Source organism: Flavobacterium sp. IB48 (genome assembly GCF_016405855.1).
In the GTDB taxonomy this organism is placed as follows: Bacteria; Bacteroidota; Bacteroidia; order Flavobacteriales; family Flavobacteriaceae; genus Flavobacterium; species Flavobacterium ginsengisoli.
Genome location: NZ_JAEFCA010000003.1, coordinates 18,542 through 43,003, shown reverse-complemented (window position 1 = coordinate 43,003; position 24,462 = coordinate 18,542). Strand labels below are relative to the sequence as shown.

Below are 24,462 nucleotides of genomic sequence, written 5' to 3'. Positions count from 1 at the left end.
AAAATAATGAAAAACAAAATTTTAGCAATTACATTATTACAATTCTTATTGGTGTTAAATGGTTGTAGTTCAGATTCAAATGATGCAACACCAGAACAGCCAGAAGTGGTAGTAAAAACACCAAAATTAACGGCGTATTCTAAAAACGCTGGTGAAGTAGGTGAAACAATTACAATAACTGGAGAAAATTTTCCAGACAAAATAAGTGACATCAAAATAACTTTTGATGGATTGGCAGCAACAATTGTTTCGACTTCAGCTACCGAAATTAAATTCGTTTTGCCACAAACCGAAAAAATACTACCAAAGATTATTATAACAATCTTAGATAAAGAGATCTATAATGAGATTACGAATGGTTATAACGGAAATATTGCTATTCTTCCAGCTCCTTCACTGACAAGTTGGGTAACGCAAGAGAATACGCTAAAAGAGGATGGTGGAATACCACGCATTATGGTTATTAATGATAAAGTAATGTATCTAAACTCAGATATAACTGGGGCACGTGTTTATAGAACATTAGATGGTGGAGTTACTTGGAATCAATGGGCAGTTAATGGTTTTAGTGCTGGATTCTATGCTACTAAAAATGATGAAGGGTGGTCTCACACAGGTTTTGGAATTTCAAAAATTGCTAAAGGAGGTTATTTAGGAATTGACACATTTGCAAATTTTGGTGAAGTAAAAGATGTGCAGACTTCATATTGTTTATATGTAGACGATAATATGACAAATGGAACTATTGTTACACAATTTGGAGATGTTTTCACAACTTCTAATGGAGTTGACTTTACACAAGTTTATGATGCACATTTAAACGATGAAGGTTATGATAGAGGATCTGTCAATAAATCTATAGAAATTGATAACAATCATATCTGGGTAGCTGGACAAAAAACGATAAAAACAGTAAGATACCCATTTGTTTTGTTTAAAAGTAATGAAACAGATGGTTGGAAAGAACATTATTTGGAGAATGAACCAAATTCGTCTGTTAATGAAATATCTTTCGCTGATAAAGCAAACGGTTTTCTTTTAATTAATGGAGCAACTTCTACCACCTTTTACAAAACTACAGATGGTGGCGATACTTGGGCTAAAGTTTATACAGGAGAAAAATTTACAAAATTCACTTTTAAAGACGGTAATACAGGCTGGGCTGTTTTAGAAAATAAAATCTACAAAACAGTAGATGGCGGTGTGACATGGACTCTTGATTATACACATGGACAGCCTATAAAATCAATTGCTTACAAAAATAATATTGTTTGGGCTTTAGCTACAGATAAAATCATCAAACGTTACTTGTAATTTTTAAGGGATAGAAATTCAAATTATACAATAAAAAGCACTGCGGTTTTTTAATAACTGCAGTGTTTTAAAATGCACTGAATGAAAAAAACTTTACTCTTATTCTTATTTTTTGTTATTACTTCTTGTTATCAAGAGACTGCTATAGCCATAGAAGGTGAGTTTACCACTTCTTATGTCGATCAGGATGAATCTATACCCGTTATTATTAAAATTGATAATAAAGTAACGGGTGCAGATACGTATGAATGGACATTTGAAGGAGGGAATCCTTCTGTTTCAAATTCTAAAAATCCTGGCGAGATTTTATACAGCAAGCAGGGAACTTATATCATTAAATTAATAGCAAAAAATGTAGACGGAGAGAGTCAAGAATTCACTAAAACTGTTGAAATAAAAGACGGAATCAATATTGAATTTACTCATGAAATTGTAAAAAGCAATTATTCTCCTGTTGAGGTAATTCTAAAGAATTCGACTATTGGCGAAGGATTAACTTTTAAATGGGAATTTCAGGACGGATCACCAGCTTCTTTTACAGGAAAAACACCTCCAAACGTAATATTTACAACTCCAGGAGAACATACCATAACTTTGACGGTATCGAATGGTTTTGAATCTGATAAGCAGACTAAGACTATTACAGTAAATCCATATTTGGTGAGTCTGTTTACCTATGAACCAAAATTTGAAGATGATGATTACGAAGCTCCTGTGACAATTGATTTTACAAACCAATCAGTCAGTGCAACAAGCTATAAATGGACATTTGAAGGCGGAAACCCAGCGGTCTCTACAGAAGAAAATCCAACAGTTGTTTTTGCAAGTGCAGGAACTCATGAAGTTATTTTGGAAGCATCTAACGACAAAACCAGCCAAGTTTTTAAATCGACAATTACAGTGTTACCAGACACAAACCTTCGCACATTTACCAATATAAAATTAGGAATTAACACAGCACATAATGGCAACAACATTGGTGCAATGTTTTCTACAGTAACACGCGAAGTTTACAAAGCAAACGAAATTAACGACGAGAATAGCGCTTTAATAGATATTGTATTTCAAGGGTTAAACAGCAATTTTACATACAATAGATTTATCTCTCCAGATCAAGCCAATAACTACGGGTTTTTAGCATTAAAAAATGCGCAAAGCACCATTTTTGTAAACTCACAAAACTTGTGCAATTGCGGTTTAAATTTTACCGAAGCGCAGTTTGATAGTATGGAAAATGATACGCCTATAAAAGCATTAAATATAAGTTACACCGTTGGAGGAGCACAGGAATTTGGTTTTACCTATCCGAAAATTATTTTATTTAAAACGCAAGACGGCAGAAAAGGTGCCATTAAAATTAAAGAAATGGTAAAGAACGGTACAAGTTCTTACATTTTATGCGATATCAAAGTCCAAAAACAATAACCAGTAAATGAAGATAATAAATAATAAAATCTTGTTTTGGTTATGTATCGTTTTGGCCTGTTGTTTTTGCAGGAAAGGATATGCACAAGATATAGATTTGCAGAATTTTTATAAACCTAATTTTAAGGTAACAGGTAATATTAATGCCAATATGATGTACTACAATTCTAATATGGAAAATTCACGTGAACCTTTTACGTATCTCTTTTCAGGAAGTTTGAACATTAGTGCTTTTAATTTTAGTGTTCCGTTATTTTATAGTTTTACCAACCAAGGAAACAATTTAGGATATACTGCTCCATTTGATTTTAATAGATTAAGCATTATGCCTAAATACAAATGGGTAAAAGCATATATTGGAAATGTAAGCATGACATTTTCTCCTTACACATTAAGCGGTTATCCGTTTAAAGGAGTTGGATTAGAGTTGACGCCAAATAGTCCCTTTAAAATATCTTTGATGGGAGGGCAGCTGCTTAAAGCAGTTTCAGCAGAAAATGCTTCTGGCGGAGTTCCGATCTATCAGCGTTTTGGTTATGGAGCAAAAGTAGGTTTTGAGAAACCGCAATATAAATTAGGCTGGATTGGTTTTTATGCCAAAGACGATGCAAGTTCATTAAACATGGTAAATGATAATGGAGTTACGCCAAAAGAAAACTTTGTAAACAGTTTGATTTTTAGTACTTCTTTGGTAAAAAACTTAAATCTTAATGTGGAGTATGCCTTGTCTGTACTAACAGATGATACAAGAAGTGAAAGTATTTCTGGCGGAGGTTTTCGAGATAAGATATTTTCTGGCAAAGAAAGTACAAGCTACATGAATGCCTTCAATGTTAATTTTGATTACAATATTCAAAAAAGTACCGTTGGATTAACCTATGAGCGTATTGACCCAAATTATAATACGCTTGGTGCATTATATTTTAATAATGACTTAGAAAACATTGCGTTGCGTTTTGCAAGACCTTTTTATCATGATAAAATTACAGTTTCTACCAGTTTAGGATTTCAGAAGGATGATTTAGATAAAGTCAAAAAACAAGATACAAAACGTGTCGTTGGATCTATTAACATGAATTACAGAGTAACAGATCAAATCAACATTACGGGAAGCTATTCTAATTTTTCTACTTATACCAATAAAAAGTTAGATCAGTTTGAGCTTATAAACAATCCAAATGTTGTGCAAGCAGATACGTTAGACTACAGACAATTGTCTCAAAATGCCAATGTAAATATGTCGTATGCTTTCGGAAAAAAAAGAAATCAAAATTTAAACTTCAATTATAGTATTGCAGGACAAGCTAATGAACAAGGAGGTGTAATCAGAAAAGGTCAGGCGAGCACGGTTCAAAATTATAATTTGGCGCATACGGTTAGTTTTCTTACCACTAAAGTTTCCTTAAATAGTTCGCTTAATTATACTAAAAATGAAGTAAGCAGAAATAACAATTCTTCTTTGGGTGCTTCAGTTGGAGCTTCTAAAAAACTATTTAAAGACAAGCTGAATACCAATCTTGGCTTCCTTTACAATAATTCGCAAGGCAATATGAATTCAAGTTCTGTTTTTGGAATTAAGTTTAATAATAGTTATGTAATGTATCAGAGACATAATTTTGGTTTAAATGTCATTTCAATGTTTAGAAGCAGTACTAATACTGACAAATTCAACGATTTAACAGCTACTTTAAATTACACTTGTTCATTAGATAAAATAAAACTGCCAGCAAAAAAAGAGCCTAAAAAAGAAAAAGAAGAGGTTTTAAATCCTATTCTAAAAATAAATTACAAAGACAAAACATACGAAGGAACAAGAGACGAAATTATCAAGCAGCTACAGGATATGCAGTCAGCACTTCGTCCGATGCCTAAAGAAGATTCAGAGGAGTTACAGCATCTATTAACGCTAACTACTTTGACTCCCGATGATGATAGCTTCAAAGAAAAAGCTTTAAATTATTTAAAGGCGTATGATTTAAATAATGACATCTTAAATAAATACGACAATTATATTCATGAAACTGTAAAAAGTTTGAGAGAAGAAATGGTTCGTAAAGACGAAGGATACGAGAATGACTATGTTATGGCTTTAGGAAGAGTTAATAAACATAAAATGCACGGTGTGGATGCAAAAGATGTAACAGATAAAGTGAGTTACAATTCGTATTTGAAACTCGTAGATCGAAAAAATAAAAAGTTACAGCCTTTACTAGTTCATCGATGGATGTATAATGAGATGGGAATACTTTCAAATACACCTGTAGATCAGATTCATCAAAATGAAAATCTTTCTGCTTTTAATAAAGAAGAACTTGGGGATTTCTTTAAAATGATGAAAGAGAAAAAAACAGAGGCAGCTATAATCGAAGAAATAAAAATCAAATTAATTCCATTCTATCATGATTTAGCACTTAAAAATGTTAAAGATGATGAAGTCGATTTTAAGTTTATAAAGAATAATTAATAGAAAAAAACTCTTTATAGTTCGAAAGAGTCAAAATATAAAAGAAGTAGGTATGCTTTATTTTTCAAAAAAACAGAATGATTTGCTTATGAAAAAAAATTACAAAATACATTTTGCGGCACTGCTTATCATGCTTTCGGTTGTTTTTTCTTATGGACAGGATATTGCGCCTCCAAAAGAACTAAGCGCTGCTTCAAGTTCAATACAAAAGATTGAAGCCGCTGACCGTTGGGTAGATAAATTTTCAAATCAAGATTTGGTAGAACTGCCTATTGGTATTCGTAATACAGTAAATAACATTCAATATTCTATTGGAGTTACAAAGGCCACTTTTACGCCAGAGTATACAACTTTGACTGTTTTCTGTAGAGTTGATATTCCGCAGAAAGATAAAAAAACAGGACAGCCCATGCAGCTTTTCTTTGGTGCAGATAATGTAAAATTATCGCATCAGGGAGGTATTATGGGTGAAGCCAAATTGGTATTATTGGGTAATGTTGACATTCCGTTTAATGAGGATAAATGGCAAGTTTCTCTCTATGGAGGTTTCGATATGGCGACAGGAAACGTAAATGATCTGACTTATGTAAAGATAGATTGTGATGGTTTTAAAGAAATGAAAATTTCTGGAGCAGTTGAGTTTTCTAGAGATTTAATTCTGCCAATTGATCCGTTGACAAAAACAGTTGATGAAGCAAAAACAACAATTCCTAAAACATATTATAACGGAAAAACAGTTCCAATACCAAATAGAGTTCGAGGAGAATTTAGTTTTACAGCAGGAAGTTGGAATGATATTTTGTTGAATGTAAGTTTGCAGCCATTCGTTTTAAAAGACAAACGAAACGGAAAAGATTTTGATGGCAATTTTCAATTTTTGGTAAACAATGCTGTTTTAGATTTAAGTGATTTAAAAAATGATCCTGTAGTTGTTTTTCCAGAATATTATGCAAAAAACTCGCTTTTGGTTCCAAGTCAGGAATCATGGAAAGGGGTTTTTGTCCAGACTTTTGATGTAGGTCTGCCAAAAGAATTTCAAACTACAGATACTGCTTCAAGTAAAGAAAGGCTTCATGTAGGTGCGCAAAATCTTATTATCGATAAATTTGGAGTTTCGGGAACTTTTTATGCAGACAATGTTTTTCCTTTAGATCGAGGAATCACCAGTCAAGAAAAATCATGGGCCTATTCTTTAGACCATATAGATGTAACTATTGCCGCTAATACTTTTGTAAAAGCAAATTTAAAAGGACAGATTCTTTTACCAATTAGCAAAGCTGCACCAGAGAAAAAAGAAACGGCTACAACTCCAACAACCAATACAGGAACGGATTCTGCTAAACCAAAACAGACCAATAGAGCTGGTTTAGAATACAACGGATTTATTTCTATGGAAGAACAACAATTAGTTGTTATTACCAAGGATTCTATAGCTTTTGATATCTGGAAAGCCAAAGCTTTATTGTTGCCAAATAGTTCTGTCGAATTAAAATTAGTCAACGGACGATTTTTGCCTAAAGCCAATCTAAACGGTTCGGTTTCTTTTGGAACCAATAAAGGAGCAACTGACGATAAAGATGTCGAAGGCAAGAAAATGGTAGACTTTAAGGGAATTTCGTTTGAAAACCTTCAATTGCAGACTGTTTCGCCTATTATTTCGGTTAGAAATATGGGGTACAAAGGCACTGTTGGTTTTGCTAATTTTCCTGTTTCTATCGGAAACATTAATGTAGCCATTAATGGAGATGATTCCAGAATTGATTTTGATTTAGGAATTAATTTAATGGAAAGCATTGGAGCAGGAGCTACAGCTAGAATTGGAATAAAAGGTAAGATGTACGATGATGGGTATAGGCAAAAAAGCCGATATGACGGTCTGGATCTTTCGGCCATAAACATAGATTGCAAGTTTAGTGGATTAATTATTAAAGGTGGTCTTATCCTAATGGAAAATGACCCTGTATATGGTAACGGATTTAATGCTGACTTGATGGTTGATGTTGTTGGTGTTGTAAATGTTCAGGCAAAAGCTATTTTTGGGCGATCTACTTTTAGGTATTGGTACTTTGATTCTGCTGTAAAATGGCCACCTGTGCCTTCGCCATTTATGATTAATGGTTTTGGCGGCGGAGCCTATTATAAAATGCGAAGAAATCAGGATCTGTCCATTGCAGATTTTTCGCTATCAGGATTGAGCTATACTCCAGATGAAAAGATAAGTTTAGGACTTAAAGCTTTAATTTATTTTTCTATTGGTACAGAATCTGTTTGCGATGGTGAAGCTGGTTTTGAAATTGCATTTAACTCAAATGGAGGAATAAACAGATTAGCTATTTTTGGTAAAGCCAATGTTATGGCCAAAATTCCAGGACTTAAAAATGTTACCGATTTAATGGGTAAAGTCGCTTCAAATGTTACAGCCAAGAAAAGCTTTTTAGGAATAACAGAAAATGACCTTAAAGGTTCTTTTGCTAGTAAATATATTCCAGCAGCAAAAGAGTCAATACCAGGCGATTTATCTGCTGCAGTAGGAATAAAAATGGCAGCAGCTATCGAATTTGATTTTGAAAATAAATCGATGCATGCCACTACCGATGTATACATTAATACACCAGGAAATTTCATTTCGGGAATTGGAGAAGGAGGTAGAGCCGTTTGGGGAGTTTTCCACAAAGATCCAAAAGATTGGTACATGTACATGGGAACGCCAGACGACCGATGCGGTATTAAAATAGGAGTTGCCGGAATGTACTTAAAAACCACCAGTTATTTTATGGCAGGAACGGTGCTCCCTGGAAGTCCGCCGCCGCCGCCGCAAGTTGCTCAAATTTTGGGTGTCGATTTAAAAGAATTGGACTATATGCGCGACGAAAATGCGTTGGCAAATGGAGGAGGTGTTGCCTTTGGAGCTAGTTTAGATTTTGATACAGGAGATTTAAGCTTCCTGCTTTTTTACGCACGTTTTCAAGCAGGAATGGGATTCGATATTATGCTAAAAGATTACCAAGAAGCAAGATGTTCTAATACAGGAAGTAAAGTTGGTATAAACGGGTGGTATGCCAATGGACAATCTTATGCCTACCTTCAGGGAGAACTTGGAATTAGAGTTAAATTATCATTCTTAAAATTAAAAGTTCCAATTATTTCTGGTGGAGCAGCCGTTTTATTACAGGCAAAATTACCAAATCCAGTTTGGATGAGAGGCTATATGGCCGGAAACATGAATATCTTGGGCGGATTGATAAAAGGAAAATTCAGGTTTAAATTTGAAATTGGTGAAGAATGCCAATTTGAAAATGCATCGCCATTAGGAGGTGTAAAACTGATAACCGATGTAACTCCAAAACAAAGCTCAACAGACATAGATGTTTTTGCTGTGCCACAAGCCGCATTTTCAATGAAAGTTAATGAAGCTTTTGTAATTCCTGAAGATTCAGGCGATGTGACTTACAAAGTAATATTAGAAAAGTTTAAAGTATTTGACGGAACAAAAGAAATTCCTGGAACTTTTGAGTGGAGCGCTTTAAAAGACAAAGTTAATTTTGTTTCAACTGACATTCTTCCGCCTCATAAAGAATTGAAAGTTCAAGTTGAGGTAAGTTTCCAAAAAATGGTAAATGGCGCATTCCAACCTATAAAAGTAGACGGAAAAATTGCTACAGAATACGAAGAAAGAATGTTTACAACCGGAGGAGCACCAAATCATATTCCGCTTAATAATATTAAATTTTCGTATCCAGTTGTAGATCAAAAGTATTTCCTTGAAGAAGAATATCCAAAAGGATACATTCAGCTTAAACGCGGTCAAGATTATTTGTTTGAAGACTCAAGTTGGGAGACAAGTATTAAGGTTGATCAAGACGGAACTTCGAACTCAAAAGCTATTGTATTTAATTATGATACGTCTTCAAATGAAGTGTATTATAACTTTCCGAATATTGATCAGGAAAAGAAATATAATTTCTCAATTGTTAGTAATCTAAAGCAGAATAATGCATCGAAAAGTACAACATCGAATACAAAAGCAAATACGATTAGCGACGAAGGTAACGATATACAAATAAAAGAAAATCAGGCAGATGCTTTATCTAAAGCTGAAGGAAGTATTGATCGTTTAACGTATTCATTCAATACAAGTAAATACAAGACTTTTTCGTCTAAGATGAATGCAATCAATACACAAAGCTATAATTTTGGAGTTTTATATTCAGATGTAATTTATTTAAGTAACACTATTTCAAGTCAAGAGGCTTTTGATTTAGTAGAATTAAGAGGAGTTGCTTATACTGACAATAAACCTGTAATAACGGCAGAATCTAAATTAAACGACCAATATTTTACAACAGATATTTATCCTTATTTATACAAAGATTATCCTTTAAATGGTACTTTTTCTATAACCAATAGAGATACTGCTGAGTTAGGAGTTATTCCAGCAAAAGCAATTCCGTTAAATGCGTACTATATGACCAGCTTAGAAAACGATATTAATCAGGCATGGACAAAAAGTAATTTTCCATTTAAATACAATATGCCATTGCTTTACAAAGAAGATTGGGTCGATTTAAATAACCAAATAATCAACTCACACATTAACGGAGAACCTGGTTTTGCAGCACTCTCTCAACGATTTGTTAGTAGTATTTTCCAATTTATGCGATATGGAAATTACGAAATAGTAATGAAGTATAATTTGCCAGGAAATAAACAAGCAAATGAATATGTTTACAAATACAGAAACAATAATAACTTTAGGTAAGTTATAGAAACAGACTCTAAAACTTTATGATTCTTATTTGAAAAAAGATCGAAATAAATAGATAAATAAGCGCAAAACCCGTTTGAGAATTCTCAAACGGGTTTTGACATTCTAGACATTTAGATTTCTTAACGATTTTTAAGTTTTTTTTTATTAATTTACGTAGGCTTAAAAATCAGTGTATTATCTAAAACTAAGAAATGCAGGATAACAAAGAAGAAAAGAAAGAACAAAATGCAGTATATCTGCTTCCGTGGGTAACGGCAATTGCCATGTTTATGCAATCATTAGATGGTACAATTCTTAATACTTCGTTACCGTCTATAGCCAAAGACATGGGATATTCGGCAACCGAAATGAATTCGGTTATTGTAACCTATACGCTCACATTAGCTATGTTTATACCGCTTTCTGGTTGGCTGGCAGATAAGTTTGGAACTAGAACGATGTTTATGATTGCTGTATTTCTATTTATAATGGGATCTTTGTTTTGCGCTCTTTCCGTTGATTTAAGAACACTCAATATGGCGCGTGTTTTACAAGCAGTTGGCGCTTCTATGATGGTGCCCATTGCCCGACTGGCTATTTTGTATCAATACCCCAAAAATCAACTGCTTAAAACAATGAATTTTATTACCTTATTTGGATTATTAGGAATGGTTGCCGGTCCAAGTTTAGGAGGTTTTCTTTCTGATAATTTTAGCTGGCATTGGATTTTTCTAATAAATATTCCAATAGGCCTTATCGGAATTTCGATGGCGTATCGCATTATGCCTAATTTTAGACATGCAGTAGGAAGATTCGATTTTAGAGGATTGGTGTATTTTAGTTTGGCATTGATTTCTATTACTTTGGTTTTAGAACTTATAGGAAGCGGAAGAATGCATATGATTGTAATATTAAGCCTGTTGTTTCTATTTGGGCTGCTTTCTTTGTTTTATTACATTCACTATAAAAAAACCGAAAAACCTATTATCGATCTGCATCTTTTAAATATTAGAACCTTAAAAATAGGATTAATGGGAAGTTTAATTACTAGACTAGGAATTGGCGGACTGCCGTTGCTTTTGCCGCTAATGTTGCAGACAAGTTTTGGTTATTCGGCTTCTGTTTCAGGTTTATTGCTGTTGCCTTCTGCTATATCCAATGTTGCAGTGAAACCGTTTATGGTAAACATCATAAAGTTTTTTGGATACAGAACTGTATTAATAAGCAACACCATTTTGCTCGGAGTGGTTTTAATTGTTCTCGGATTTGTAACAAAAGAAACTCCGATTGGTTACTATATTTTGCTAATGATATTTTATGGAGTTTTTACCTCTATACAAATGTCTGCTATGAATACCATTACGCTTTCAGATTTAGATCAAGATACCGCCAGCGGAGGAAATACAATGTTAGTTATCATGCAACAGCTTTCGGTAAGTTTTGGAGTTTCTGTTTCTAGTCTTGCACTTTCTTTATTTCAGGATGGCATATTTAATTTAAACCCTATAAAGGCATTTCAATATACTTTTATTGCATTGGCTGTCTTTACTATTTTTTCAAGTTTTACGTTTTCAAAATTAAGTAAAACTGATGGAGGAGGATATGTATAATTTTATGTTGCCTACATAAGTTGTAAATTGCTGTAATTTGCAATTTATATAGGCAATCAAAATGGTTTATTAGTAGTTTATTCTAATTATCAAAGAAATAGACAATCAGCATTTTGCACGGCTTAGAGCTTTTGTTTATTGGCACGTGTTTTAATCTTCCATCAAAGAAAAGAGAATCTCCTTCTGTTAAAGTATAAGTTTCATTGGCAATCAAATAATCTACTTCGCCAGAAAGAATATACTTATATTCATAAGCATCTGTCGTAACTTGATCTCTATAACTATTTGGTTCTAAAGTCAAAAAGACGATATCTACGGTCGAATTTTTTATTGTACGAGTCAAGAAACGTTCATACAAGAAACCATTTGAGCCTTCTTTTTGAAATTGATCATAAGTATCTTTCCTTTTTATAATAACCAATTCTTCTTCTTGCGAAATATCTTTAAAAAATTCGCTAAGATTTACTTGCAAAGCTGTAACTATACTCAAAAGAACCGTTAAAGATGGTATGCTTCTTCCGTTCTCAATCTGAGAAATCATTCCTTTTGTCACACCGCTTAAATCTGCAAGTTCCTGTAACGTAAAGCCTTTCTCGGTTCTATATTGTTTGATGCGTTTACTAATTTCTAAAATTGCAACTCTTTCCATGCTTAGTATATGTATACAAAGTTTATTTTAATTAGATATTATCACATCTTTTGTTTACATATAGTAAACAAAGGTGTAGTGATATTGCACGGTAAAAATAAACAAAAAATATGGAATTGACTGTATTTGATAAAGGCTGGCACTACAGTCCAAGGCGAAAATAAAGTTGGAAAAGTAGGAGATACTATGTCTCACTTATAGCAAGGAGAAAATGCAAAATGTAGCTTAGTAGTTGGAGTTACAACGGGCGCATACCTTTGTGTCAAGAAAAGTGATTTTTTATTTGGCAAAAATTGTTTTATATAATGTTCGATAAAAAAAGAAACGTAATTTCTATTAGCTTGCAAAAATTTGTTCTTCAACTGCCTTTTGTATAATTTTACATGCTATGTATGAAATATTCCAAAAGTATCTAGAAGAAAAGACGGAACTGACACAATCAGAATCAGAACGTATTCAATCATTTGCTATTATTAAAAAACTACGTAAAAGACAATATCTGCTTCAAGAAGGAGATGTCTGGAAATATGATGCTTTTATTACACAAGGCTGTGTTAGAACTTATACAGTTGATGAAAAAGGAAGCGAACACGTAAACAGCTTCAGTATTGAAAATTGGTGGACAGGAGATCGTGAAAGTTTAATGATGCAACAGCCATCTCGTTTTAATATTGATGCTATTGAAGATACAGAACTTGTGCTTTTTACCCACGAAAATTTTGAATTGCTTTGTAGAGAAATTCCAGCTTTTAATAATATGGTAAATAACATTCTGCAAAGAAGTTTTATAGCTGCTCAAAACAGAATTCAGGCGTCATTGACTTTAACAGCCGAAGAAAAGTATCTAAACTTTGTAAACAAATATCCAGGTTTTGCTTCTAGAATTCCGCAAACCATGATTGCCTCATATCTTGGCATGACACCAGAAACACTAAGCCGTATTCGGAAACAAACGGCAAAGAAATAATATATAAGGAGCTTTTAAAGCTCCTTTTTTTGTGCCTTCTTCAAACTCTTGATTTATATCAAGTTTTTACTTATTTCTAATCAATGTGCAGGTTTTGCATTCGTCGCAACTTTGTAATGTTCAAAAGAAACAAACATTATAAACATTTAAATAATAGAAATCATGTCAAAAACAATTTTCATTACAGGAACAAGTACAGGCTTCGGGAAATTAACAGCTGTAACATTAGCAAATGCAGGCCATTCAGTAATTGCAGGAATGCGTAATACAAATGATAAAAATGCCGCTGTTGCGAAAGAATTGCAAGAAATCGAAAACATTGAAGTAGTAGATATCGATGTTACAGATGATGCATCAGTTAGCAAAGCAATCGAAAAAGTATTAGTTAAATACGGAAAAATTGATGTTCTAATTAATAACGCAGCAGTAAGCGGTTTTGGTTTGCTTGAAGGATATTCAATTGATCAAGTTCGTAAAATGTTTGACGTAAACGTTTACAGCGTACTTCGTATGTATCAAGCAGTGCTTCCTTCTATGAGAAAAGAAAAAAATGGGCTTGTAATTAACATTACAACTGGGGCAAGCGGACATACACTTCCTTTTATGGTTCCGTACATCGCATCAAAATTAGTTGTAGAAAGCTTTACGGAAGGTTTGCAAGATGAGCTTGCAGATTATGGAATTGAAAACGTAAGCATTCAGCCAGGCGTTTATCCGACAGAAATGAATAACGGTTCTAAAGCTGGAATTCATGCCGATAAAGGAGCAATTATTGAAGAATATGGAGAGGCTGCAACCGAAAAATTCAATGCTTTAGGAACAGCATTATTTGGTAAAATGGCCCAGTTTGATATGAATCCACAAACTATTGCAGATGGTATTTTAGAATTGGTAAGCATGAAAAAAGGAGAGAGACCACTTCGTTTTCCACTAGATGCCATTGCACAAGGAACCGATAAAGAATTTATTGAAGCTCGTGCCAACATTAAAGCAAAATGGGTAGCAGCTTACACCAATTAATTTTTCAAAACACTAAATAATTAAAAACATAGAAATAATCATGAAAACAACTCATAATAAATCAAATAAAAAAATACAAACTTCGGCAGCCGCAATGCTTAATTTATTAATACTCTTTTCTGCTTCAGAAAAAACTGTAGCGCAAACTAGTGCAGAAATAGTCGGAATCGATCATGTCGGAATCAATGTTCCAGATCTTAATAAAGCCGTTACATTTTTTAGTGATGTACTTGGATTTGCACCTGTGACACAATTAGGACCAATTCCGCTTGATGCTGATTGGAAAAAACTAAATAACATTAATGCAAATACAGGAGCCGTTACCATAAAAATGATCAATGCAGGAAACGGTGCAAGTATTGAAATATTTGAGTACGCAGACAACAAAGGAAGTAAAATACACCCAAATACAGATGATATTGGAGCATCTCACATCGCTTTTTATGTAAATGATATTAAAGCATCAGTTCAATATTTAAAAAGTAAAGGTATAAAAATTTTAGGAGAACCTTTTACAATGCCTTCTGGCGATACAGCTGGAGAAACTTGGGTGTATTTTGAAACGCCTTGGGGCTCTAAAATGGAGTTGGTTTCGTATCCAAACGGAAAAGGATATGAAAAAGCGAATCCAAAAACAGTATTATGGTCTCCAAAAAACGCAACAGTAAAAAAAGTTTCTGAAGCAGATTTTGATGCTAAAAAGAATACAGCAATAGTAGAAAATCATCTAAAAATCTGGAATGAAAAAGATGAGGTAAAACGTAAAGCTTTATTAAATCAAGTGTATGCTTCGAATGTCGAAATGGTGGATCGTCATTTTATTGCCGAAGGAATTGACGATATCAGCAAGTTTATTGTAGAACTCCAAACTAAAAATCCTGATTTTAAATTCACTGTAAAATCTCTTGAAACCAATCATAATATTGCCCGATTGTATTGGCAATTTGGTTCGAAAGCAAAACCAGCTGTAGTAAGCGGAATGGATTTGTTTGTGATTGAAAATGGAAAAGTGCAGAAGCTTTATGTTTTTGTAGATCAAAAAGAATAACTTTTGATGAATTTAAAAGTTTTAAAAAAGCCAGACCAATAAGTTCTGGCTTTTTAAATTTTATAATATCCCTCTAAGAAAGCTCTTTAAGAACTTTCTGTATTTTTCATATTCTAAATATTAGTGCGTTAAAGTGCATTCTTACTCAGATGGCCTTTTTTTAGACAAAATATTATTGCTTTTTTCGTTTGTTCTGCTAGAAGTACTTTTTAGAATATATTTTTTCTCAGATGTTCGTGTGCTGGATATTCTATTTTTTTGATTGGAAAAATTCATAGCAAGTAATTTAACACCAAATAGTTTCGTCTAATTGAACTATAAAATTAGACGAAACTATTCGATGTCTGTTATATAATTGCGTTTGCTAATTGTTTAATTAAGAGGTTATAAGCGATAGGAGTTGTTTACCTAATTCGCTTAAATTTAAGAGTATCTGTTTTGGTTGTAATAATTAAATCGGCTTTATGCAACCTATGTTTTCCTTTTAAATATTCTTCAGTGTTATTGTCGCCTGATTTTAAAATTAAAGAATCTTTTGTAAACGAATATTCTCCATTTACAATGCTTTTTGCCTGATCTGTTTTGTTAATTTGAAAATTATTCATGTTTTCAAAATGCAACCTTTCCTTGGTTTGAAGATTTTCCCAAGTTCCATAAAATTCGTCTTCTTTCATATATTTATTTTTCAAAATACTGAACATGATAAAAAAACCGATGAATACGGCAGGAATATAAACAAACTTAATTACGCTAATCTTATTAAGCCAGTTAGGTCTATCGCTGTTTTGGTACAATGGAGGTTCTTCTAAGAAATATTTAAGGAAGACTTTATAATCAGAGAAAAATACAAACAACGCCATTAGCGTCAATATTATCGCAATTTCTTTTGCATTAATATCATATGCAAAATCTGTTAGAAGAATATTGACCATAAACGTAAGGAAAAGTATAATTCCTATTCTAGTTGTTTTTCTAAAAAAGAGTAGAAGTGAACTTATAATTTGTGTAACAGCAATAACAATTGGATACCAATAACAGTAACCATAATAATACCAAGTAAGACGGAAACCATCTAGAGAGCCAATAGGCATATCATATACGCTTGGCTGCGATACAAATTGAGTTTTTAATATTTTGCCGTAAGCATACATGATTATAATTGTAGCTAAAAAGTATCTACAAAATGTGTGTAAAAAAAGATGGATTTTTTGCCAGTTCATATTTGGTTTTTTTGGGTTTTACGTAGTTTCGAACTTTGTAAAAGTATATTATCCCAAAATGGTAGAATTGTACAAATGGAAACAGTTTAGACAAATAGCCAAATATTATCTTTTTTTGTATCTATATTTTTAAAAAATATTTGTGGATTGCTGTTTGTCAGTTCTTTAAAATTTCGAATAAAATGAGATTGATCATAAAAATCGTACTGAGATAATTCAGAAAAATTCTTGCTTACTTTCTGTTTTAGAATTGAGTTTCTAAAGCGATGTATTTTTCGATACTCCGAAGGCGATTTGCCAATATGTCTGGTAAATATTTTATTCAAATACTGTCTGCTAATTTGATGCTTCAGAGCAATTTCTTCAATCTTTTCGTCAGTTTCAATATCGGCAAGTATTTTTTCAATAAAAGAAAAATCTTTGACTTGTAATTTAGAAAGCAGATAATCTTCAAGCTCCTGACTTTGTTTGTCTTTAGTTAAGCTAAAAATTTCAATCATTTTATCATTAAAATCAGGCATAAAAGTAAAATCTAAAATAGTACTTTCTGAAAAAATAGTTTTTGAATCTGATAAAAACTGACTTATTCCTAATGGTTTAAAATAGATTGTAACTTCATTTATAAGCTCTTTGTAATGAATTTTAATAGGTTTGGTATATCTAGAAACCACACAAGTCATGATGTTTTTATCTGGCGATGACTTTATAGTGACTTCGTTATTTTGTATTTCGACATTAATATCTTCATTGGTCGTTAAAATGCAGAAATTATTTGGGAAGGTCAGATATTGTATAGAGCCCGAATTTTTATCTTTTGAGATGAAGTAATATCCCTCGATATATTTTTTTAAAATTTCATTTTTAGGCTGATAAAAATCCAGATTCATGTTCTCTTTGGGGAAATGGTATTTATGAAACTAAAATAGCAAATTAAAAGTTTGCACAAGTGTTACCTGCTCATTTTTTAAATATAAATTTTAACTGGATATAACTGTTTTAAATTCCAATTTATAAAGGGATAATTGGTTATTTGAAACGATTGTTTTCATTTTGTAATATAAGAATATGTACCATTCTGTTTTTTAGATATTAATGGTTTTATAATTAGGTTTTTTCGTATATTTATAATGTAATAAATAAAGAATAGACCCATGCACAGACACTACTTTCTTTTATTTGTTTTGTTGACTTTGTCGTCAGTCAATGGAATTTCACAAATTAATTACAATCTTCAAAAATCCCTTCAAACAGCAAAGAAAAATAATCCCGTTCTCAAAGGGCAATATTATGACGTAGATATTGCTGAAAGCGATATTGTGACAGCAAAGTTAAGGCCAAATCTAATTTTCGGATTTAATTACATTGGTGTTGCTGCAGAAAAAAACTATGCGCCTAATACTGGTTTTTTTAATAGCGCTAATACGCAAACCAATTTGCAATTAGGAAAAGTTTTTCAGCTTGCTGGAACACGTAAGAACAAAATTGATTTTGCAAGCCAAAATTCGGTTTTGACGCAAAAAAACTACAATGAAATAGAACGTAACTTATTTCAGGATGTAGGCCTAAAATGGGTTGATGTTTGGGCAGCACAAAAACAATTGGAAATTGTTAAAAAAGCTAGCGGCAACCTTGATAGTTTGGTAATTATAAATAAAGTCCGTTTAAAAAATCAAGTCATTACAGAGACCGATTTAAACCGTACTACTCTGTTGGCCAATCAATATGTATTAGAAATAAAAAAAGCTGAACAGAATTTAAAAAACGAATTGCTAAGCCTTAAATATTTACTAGGCACTAAAGAAGAAATAAATATTGATTCTAATGATGATTTTGTATTTGTTCTGCCTTCAAATTTAGATGATTTTTTGCAGGAAGCTTTAGATAAACGAACAGATGTTTTGGCTTCTAAATCAATCTTAGATGTTGCCAATACTAATATCAATCTTCAAAAGTCATTGGCTTATCCGCAGCCTGAGTTGGGACTAATTTATAATCCGCAAAACATGATTCCTTATGTAGGCTTATACGGTACAATTGAACTTCCTTTTTTTTCAAGAAATCAGGGAGAAATAAAAAAATCAAGTTATCTAAAACAACAGGCCGAACAAAATTTGGAAGCTACGCAGGTTTTAATTCGAACAGAAATAACAAATGCATACAATGCTTATCAGACTCAAAAAAGTAATCTTGAAAATTTTGGCGGACTGCTGACAAGATCGGAAAACATTTTAAAGAGTGTAAAATACTCTTATTTGCGAGGAGGCACAACCATTATTGATTTTCTGGAAGCACAGCGCAGTTGGCTTGACATACAACAGCAGTATTATGATTCTATGCAAGAATACAGAAGAAGTTATATCACATTACTTTACGCTTCAGGATTAATTAATCAAATAGCACAATAATGATTTGAGAGAACTGTCGAGATTCATTAAAAAAACAAATACTATCTACATATGAAACATTTAATAAAGTATAGCGGCATTATAGTTTTATTTCTTTACGCCTGCAGCGGAAAGGAAAAGAAACAAGATCAGGTAGTAAACAACTTGCCACAGGTTACGAACAACGGAAAAACCATTGTATTTCCTACAGACAGCAGTGCTGTTTTTTTCGAAACAGAATCTATAGGAAATTCGGTTCTTAACAATCAAATTATGGCTCCTGCAAAAGTTTCTGCAACGGTCATGAAATCTCAAGAAGGAGCATCACAAAATATCATTTTATTTGAAAATCCTGATTTGGCAGCTAGTTATACTCAGCTTATTCAACACATTGCCAATATCAATCAAATTCAGAACAAAAACATAAAACAAAAACAAATAGAAGTAGACCGTGCTAAGGACTTGCTGGCTCATGGTGCAGCAACGGGTAAAGATTTGTTGGAAGCGCAAACAGCATTATCTGTAGAACAGACCAATTTGGCCAATGAAAGAGCGGCTTTAATTGAGTACGAGACGAACTTGAAAGCTGGAGGATTTGAACCCGAAGCGCTCAAAAGAGCAAAAGCAGGAACATCATTTATTATTTGTGATATTCCGGAGAATCAGATAAGCAGAATAAAAAGCGGTGATAACTGTACCGTTCAATTTACCGCTTTTCCTAATGAAAAATTTTCTGGAAAAATTGATGACATTGCGGACATGATTGATCAATCTACCAGAATGGTCAAACTCCGAATCAGCTTGAATAATGCAAGCGGTAAATTTAAGGCTGGTATGTTTGCTACAGTTTCTTTTGGCATAAGCGAAGGAGATAATATAAGTATTGATAAAAACTCGTTGGTTACCGTTCAGGCAAAAAATTATGTTTTTGTAAAAAAGAACAGTAAAGAATTTGAGCGTACCGAAGTAACAATCGGAAATCAGATAGGAGACAGAGTTGTCGTTTATAATGGTTTGATGAGTGGCGATGCTATAGCTGTTAAAGGTGTTATGCAGTTAAAAGGCCTCAGTTTTGGGTATTGAAAACAAAGATTATGTCTGCAAAATAGCTAATACTTAAATGAAAAAACAATGACACAAGCACAAGTATATATAGATAAAGATGAACTAAAAGGAACACAGCCTTTGTATGAGTACATCTTAAGATTTTTAATTGAGCACAAAATTAAGGGAGCAACTATATTTCATGGTAAAATAGGATATGGAGCCAGTAGGTATCTTAACAGGCCTCACGATTTGTTCAGTTTTGATAAAATACCTTTGCTGATCAATTTTATAGATGAAGATGAAAAGGTAAAATCTGTTTTAACGGCTTTACGAAAAGTCTACAAAGGAGGTTTTATAGTTACGAATCAAGTAGAAAAATGGTAAACAGATGATTAAAAATTTACTCATATTCAGCCTTCGTAACCGCTGGGTTATAATTGCAATTAGTGTTGTTTTAATGGCAATAGGTTTTTGGTGTTTTACCAAATTAAAAATAGAAGCATATCCAGATATTGCAGATACGAATGTAATTATAGTAGCACAATATGACGGAAGAGCAGCTGAAGAAGTAGAACAGCAAGTTACTATTCCAATTGAAAGAGCTTTGCAGAATACACCAAATGTTTTAGATCGAAGAAGCAGAACTATTTTTGGTTTGTCGGTAGTGCAACTTACTTTTAAAGATGGAACTGATGATTATTTTGCACGACAACAGGTAACAGAACGACTTGCAGAAGCTGAATTGCCAGATGGTGTTGCGCCTTCATTAGCGCCGCTTTCTACTGCTGTTGGGGAGATTTTTAGATACGTTGTAGAAGCACCGTCAAATTATAGCCAAGCAGAGCTTAGAGATCTTCAGGATTGGGTTATAAAACCTGCTTTGCTGCAAGTTCCTGGAATTGCCGATGTAACTACTTTTGGTGGTCCATTAAAGCAGTTTCATATTATTACTTCGCCAGAAAAACTGAGAAAATATAATCTTACGCTTAAAAACGTAATGGACGCAGTAGATGCAAATAATTTAAACACTGGTGGAAATATTATTGAAAGAGGCGGACAAGGTTTTGCAGTGCGTGGTTTGGGAGCAATTAAAACGGAAAGAGATATTCAAAATATTGTTCTTAAATCTGAAAACGGAGTTCCTGTTTTTGTTCGTGATGTAGCAACTGTAGAAATTACGCCACCACCGCCAAGTGGTGTAATGGGATATACCGTTACCCAAGACAAAAAAGATGTAAGCAGCGGCGTTGAAGGTATTATTCTTTTAAGACGATATGAAAACCCAAGTGAGGTTTTAATATTGCTAAAAGAAAGAATGGCTGAATTACAGGAAAATGATTTGCCTCAAGGTGTAAAATTGCGCCCTATGTATGACAGAACATTCTTGATCGATCATTCGCTAGAAACTGTTGCGCATACCTTGTTTGAAGGAATTTCTATTGTAATTATTCTATTGATTCTGTTTCTTGGAAGTGTTAGAAGTGCATTAGTTGTAGCTTTAACCATTCCGTTTTCATTATTGTTTGCTTTTATTTTAATGAGGCTTACGGGTATTCCTGCCAATTTACTTTCGCTAGGAGCAATAGATTTTGGAATTATTGTAGATGGAGCCTGTTTAATGGCTGAACATCTTATAAGGAAATACAGAACAGCCACACCAGAAGAAAAACAAGATGGGATTGTGCAAATCACATTACAAGCAGCTCAAGAAGTGGGAAGAGAAATTTTCTTTTCTGTAACCATTATCATATTGGCTTATATGCCTATACTTTTAATGACTAGAGTAGAGGGCAAATTGTTTTCTCCAATGGCTTTAACTTTGGCTTTTGCTGTTATTGGTTCGATGTTGGGAGCACTTACCTTTATTCCAGTTCTAATTTCGTTTGTTTATAGAAAAGCAATGCTCGATGTTGATAAACCTATAAAAGAACATAAAAATGTGGTGTTAGATTATTTGACTAGATCATACGAAAAAGCATTATCTGGTTTTTTAAATAATTATAAAAAAACTACAGTAATTGGTTTTTCGATAGTAGCAATATTTATTTTATGCGGCTTAAAACTAGGAACCGAATTTTTACCTACATTAGATGAAGGATCGATCTTTTTAAGAGGAAATTTTCCAGCTGGAATTTCGATACAGGAAAATGCCAAATATGCTCCTAAAATCAGAAAAATAATAGCGAAGTATCCTCAAATATCTTACGTGATAACGCAAACAGGGCGTAATGATGATGGTACCGATCCGTTTCCTGCCAATAGGAATGAGATTTTAGTAGGATTAAAAGATTACAAACTCTGGAGCGATACCATTGCTAAGAAAGATTTGGTCGAAATAATTAAAAAAGATTTGCAGCAGCAAATTCCATCAGTGCAATTTTCTTCAGGACAGCCTATTATCGATCAGGTTATGGAAATTGTAAACGGAAGTGCGGCAGACCTTGCAGTTTCTGTTGTGGGCGATGATTTGGAAATGATGAGAAAAAAGGCAGAAACAATTGCACAAATTGCTAAAAATACGCAAGGTGCTGAGAATGTCAATATTGAACAAGAAGGGGAACAAGAGCAATTGGCAATTGATATTAATAGGGAACAAGCTGCGAGATTTGGAATTAATGTAGCAGATATTCAAAATATGATCGAGGTGGCAATTGGCGGAAAAACAGTTTCGACTTTATACGATGGAGCAAAACGTTATGACATTGTAGTTCGTTTTTTACCACAATACAGAAGTTCTATTGATGCGATAAAAGATATTTTAGTGCCATCTTCAAATGGCGCTTTAATTCCAATGAATCAATTGGCAAACATACATTTTGTTGAAGGACAAACGAATATTTATCGTTACGGAAGCAAACGAATGATTACCGTTAGAACCAATATTAGAGGAAGAGATCAGGGAAGTTTTGTAAAAGAACTGCAAAGTAAAGTAGGTAAAAATGTAACCGTGCCAAAAGGATATAGTATTATTTATGGAGGACAATATGAAAATCTCGAAAGAGCAGGAAAACAACTAGCATTTACCATTCCGCTTACCATTATTATGGTTTTCTTGTTTCTATTTATGCTGTACAAAAACTTCCAGCATACCATGATTACCATGAGTTGTATTTTGTTTGCCTTAGGAGGCGGAATTGTAGCTTTACTTCTTAGAGGTTATTACTTTAATGTTTCTGCAGGTGTTGGTTTTGTGAGCATTTTTGGAATTTCGGTAATGTCGGGCGTACTTCTTGTATCGGCTCTTAATAGAAAAACAATGTTTAAGAATGATAATCTGCAAGAAAATGTATTGACAGCTTCAAAAGAACAATTAAGAGCTTTATTATCAATTTTGGTTGTGGCTATTGTGGGGCTAATTCCAGCAGCTACATCTTCTGGTATTGGTTCAGATGTACAGCGACCGCTTGCAACGGTAATTATAGGCGGTTTGAGTAGTACATTAATTTTTGCTCCAATATTAATTCCTCCTTTATATTTTTGGTTAAATGAGAGAAAAACGAAATAAAATCTAACATAAAAAAAGTCCCAATATTTGATTGGGACTTTTTTATGGATCTAATTTTTTTTATTTTCCAATTGCACCTCGAATTTTCCCCAATAAGGATTTTCCGCCATTTGAGAATGTCCAATAATTAGGATATAATCACCAGTTTGTTTGGCCTCTATTTTGAGTTCTGTACCAAAAGGCCCGTCTGCTGTTTTGTCTGGATAGATAATCTGGTTAAAACGAATATTGGCATTAGTTTTCTCCGGTATAATTCTTCCGTTTAATTCACTCGAAAATTCATTTTTAAATTTGACATATATTCTAGAATGTATAGAATCTACGTTGCCATCTGCAATAAATACATTTTTTTCATTTTTATAATTCATAAAAATAGTATCGCCAATCTGTTTATTTTCTTGTTTTTGTGGCTCTTCAGTTGCAGTTTGCACTGTTTGAAGGGGAGTATTTTCGTTTCCTTTTTGCTTCTGGCAAGAATATGCCATAATGCATATCATAAGTATTAAAAGACTTTTCATAACGGGTTGATTTAGCGTTGACTCAAATTTAAGTGTAAAGTATCGATTGCTGTTATATAATTACATTTTGATTTTTAATGATCTGGCTTTTTCTAAAATTACTTATTGATTTTATTTTGGTTGCTCCTGTTAATTTGATTTAAAAGTAAAGGAGCTGAAATATTTTATCTGTTATTTTGAACAGATTCAATCTAAAAAATAATTGACTAACTAACAACCGATTGTCTTTTTAAATTTTTTTAAAATCTAATTTGTTCTATTTTTTGATAAAATTGTAATTATTATCTTATTTATTAGCGTTTTGCTATTTTTTTTATTCTAAATAAGAGTTTTGATTATTTTTTTATCAACGTTTATTTTGTTTTTTATTCAATTATAAGGTAATTATCGTTTCTTTTTTTGCGAGATTCTACAGTGTTTTATTTGTTTATGTTCAAATAATTTAAGATTAAAATAAGTATAATGTTTTTTTAGTGGATATTTTTTGAATAATAAATAAAAAAATAATTACACAACCGATTGTTTTTTTGAAAAAAGATATATA

Annotated in this window: 16 protein-coding genes; 12 read left to right on the top strand and 4 right to left on the bottom strand. The window is 32.8% G+C overall.

Annotated elements, in window-relative coordinates:
* The first annotated feature begins 6 nt into the window (after positions 1-6).
* From JC605_RS10920 to JC605_RS10900, 5 genes are all read left to right on the top strand, one after another.
* On the top strand, positions 7-1,314 hold the full coding sequence (locus tag JC605_RS10920; RefSeq protein WP_198856221.1) for an IPT/TIG domain-containing protein: 1,308 nt from the start codon (positions 7-9) through the stop codon (positions 1,312-1,314).
* Between the two features lie 81 nt (positions 1,315-1,395).
* The gene (locus JC605_RS10915; protein ID WP_198856220.1) at positions 1,396-2,739 is read left to right on the top strand and encodes a PKD domain-containing protein; all 1,344 of its coding nucleotides are present in this window, start codon (positions 1,396-1,398) and stop codon (positions 2,737-2,739) included.
* Positions 2,740-2,746: 7 nt separating this feature from the next.
* Positions 2,747-5,203 carry a TonB-dependent receptor gene (locus tag JC605_RS10910; protein WP_198856219.1) on the top strand — a complete coding sequence of 819 codons (2,457 nt, stop codon included), beginning with the start codon at positions 2,747-2,749 and terminating at the stop codon, positions 5,201-5,203.
* Positions 5,204-5,291: 88 nt separating this feature from the next.
* Positions 5,292-9,962: a hypothetical protein gene (locus JC605_RS10905; protein ID WP_198856218.1), complete on the top strand. Its 4,671-nt coding sequence runs from the start codon at positions 5,292-5,294 to the stop codon at positions 9,960-9,962.
* 200 nt (positions 9,963-10,162) lie between these two features.
* Positions 10,163-11,560, top strand: coding sequence for a DHA2 family efflux MFS transporter permease subunit (locus JC605_RS10900; protein ID WP_198856217.1), 1,398 nt, complete (start codon positions 10,163-10,165; stop codon positions 11,558-11,560).
* Positions 11,561-11,642: 82 nt separating this feature from the next.
* On the opposite strand, the gene JC605_RS10895 is transcribed toward JC605_RS10900, so the two are convergent.
* Entirely contained in the window at positions 11,643-12,209 is a 567-nt protein-coding gene (locus JC605_RS10895) for a helix-turn-helix domain-containing protein (RefSeq protein WP_198856216.1), read from the bottom strand.
* A 388-nt stretch (positions 12,210-12,597) separates the two neighbouring features.
* Between JC605_RS10895 and JC605_RS10890 the strand changes: the two genes are divergently transcribed.
* The 3 genes from JC605_RS10890 (at position 12,598) to JC605_RS10880 (ending at position 15,244) form a co-directional block, all read left to right on the top strand.
* The gene (locus JC605_RS10890) at positions 12,598-13,176 is read left to right on the top strand and encodes a Crp/Fnr family transcriptional regulator (RefSeq protein WP_198856215.1); all 579 of its coding nucleotides are present in this window, start codon (positions 12,598-12,600) and stop codon (positions 13,174-13,176) included.
* A 162-nt stretch (positions 13,177-13,338) separates the two neighbouring features.
* A complete protein-coding gene (locus JC605_RS10885) occupies positions 13,339-14,196 on the top strand; it encodes an SDR family oxidoreductase (RefSeq protein ID WP_198856214.1) in 858 nt (285 codons plus the stop codon).
* A 40-nt stretch (positions 14,197-14,236) separates the two neighbouring features.
* A complete protein-coding gene (locus JC605_RS10880; RefSeq protein WP_198856213.1) occupies positions 14,237-15,244 on the top strand; it encodes a VOC family protein in 1,008 nt (335 codons plus the stop codon).
* A gap of 404 nt (positions 15,245-15,648) precedes the next feature.
* Here JC605_RS10880 and JC605_RS10875 read toward each other — a convergent pair whose 3' ends face one another.
* Together JC605_RS10875 and JC605_RS10870 are read right to left on the bottom strand one after the other, a co-directional pair.
* Positions 15,649-16,464, bottom strand: a complete 816-nt coding sequence (locus JC605_RS10875) for a hypothetical protein (protein WP_198856212.1) — start codon at positions 16,462-16,464, stop codon at positions 15,649-15,651.
* A gap of 86 nt (positions 16,465-16,550) precedes the next feature.
* Positions 16,551-17,351, bottom strand: a complete 801-nt coding sequence (locus JC605_RS10870; protein WP_198856211.1) for an AraC family transcriptional regulator — start codon at positions 17,349-17,351, stop codon at positions 16,551-16,553.
* A gap of 264 nt (positions 17,352-17,615) precedes the next feature.
* On the opposite strand from JC605_RS10870, the gene JC605_RS10865 reads away from it, so the two are divergent.
* Genes JC605_RS10865 through JC605_RS10850 form a run of 4 tightly spaced genes read left to right on the top strand, consistent with a single transcriptional unit; the run spans position 17,616 to position 23,400 of the window.
* On the top strand, positions 17,616-18,869 hold the full coding sequence (locus JC605_RS10865; RefSeq protein ID WP_198856210.1) for a TolC family protein: 1,254 nt from the start codon (positions 17,616-17,618) through the stop codon (positions 18,867-18,869).
* 51 nt (positions 18,870-18,920) lie between these two features.
* A complete protein-coding gene (locus tag JC605_RS10860) occupies positions 18,921-19,931 on the top strand; it encodes an efflux RND transporter periplasmic adaptor subunit (RefSeq protein WP_198856209.1) in 1,011 nt (336 codons plus the stop codon).
* Positions 19,932-19,979: 48 nt separating this feature from the next.
* Positions 19,980-20,279, top strand: a complete 300-nt coding sequence (locus tag JC605_RS10855) for a DUF190 domain-containing protein (RefSeq protein WP_198856208.1) — start codon at positions 19,980-19,982, stop codon at positions 20,277-20,279.
* A 4-nt stretch (positions 20,280-20,283) separates the two neighbouring features.
* Positions 20,284-23,400 (top strand): efflux RND transporter permease subunit, encoded by a 3,117-nt coding sequence (locus JC605_RS10850; RefSeq protein WP_198856207.1) that lies wholly within the window; start codon positions 20,284-20,286, stop codon positions 23,398-23,400.
* A 50-nt stretch (positions 23,401-23,450) separates the two neighbouring features.
* Here JC605_RS10850 and JC605_RS10845 read toward each other — a convergent pair whose 3' ends face one another.
* On the bottom strand, positions 23,451-23,918 hold the full coding sequence (locus JC605_RS10845) for a hypothetical protein (RefSeq protein WP_198856206.1): 468 nt from the start codon (positions 23,916-23,918) through the stop codon (positions 23,451-23,453).
* Positions 23,919-24,462 lie beyond the last annotated feature (544 nt).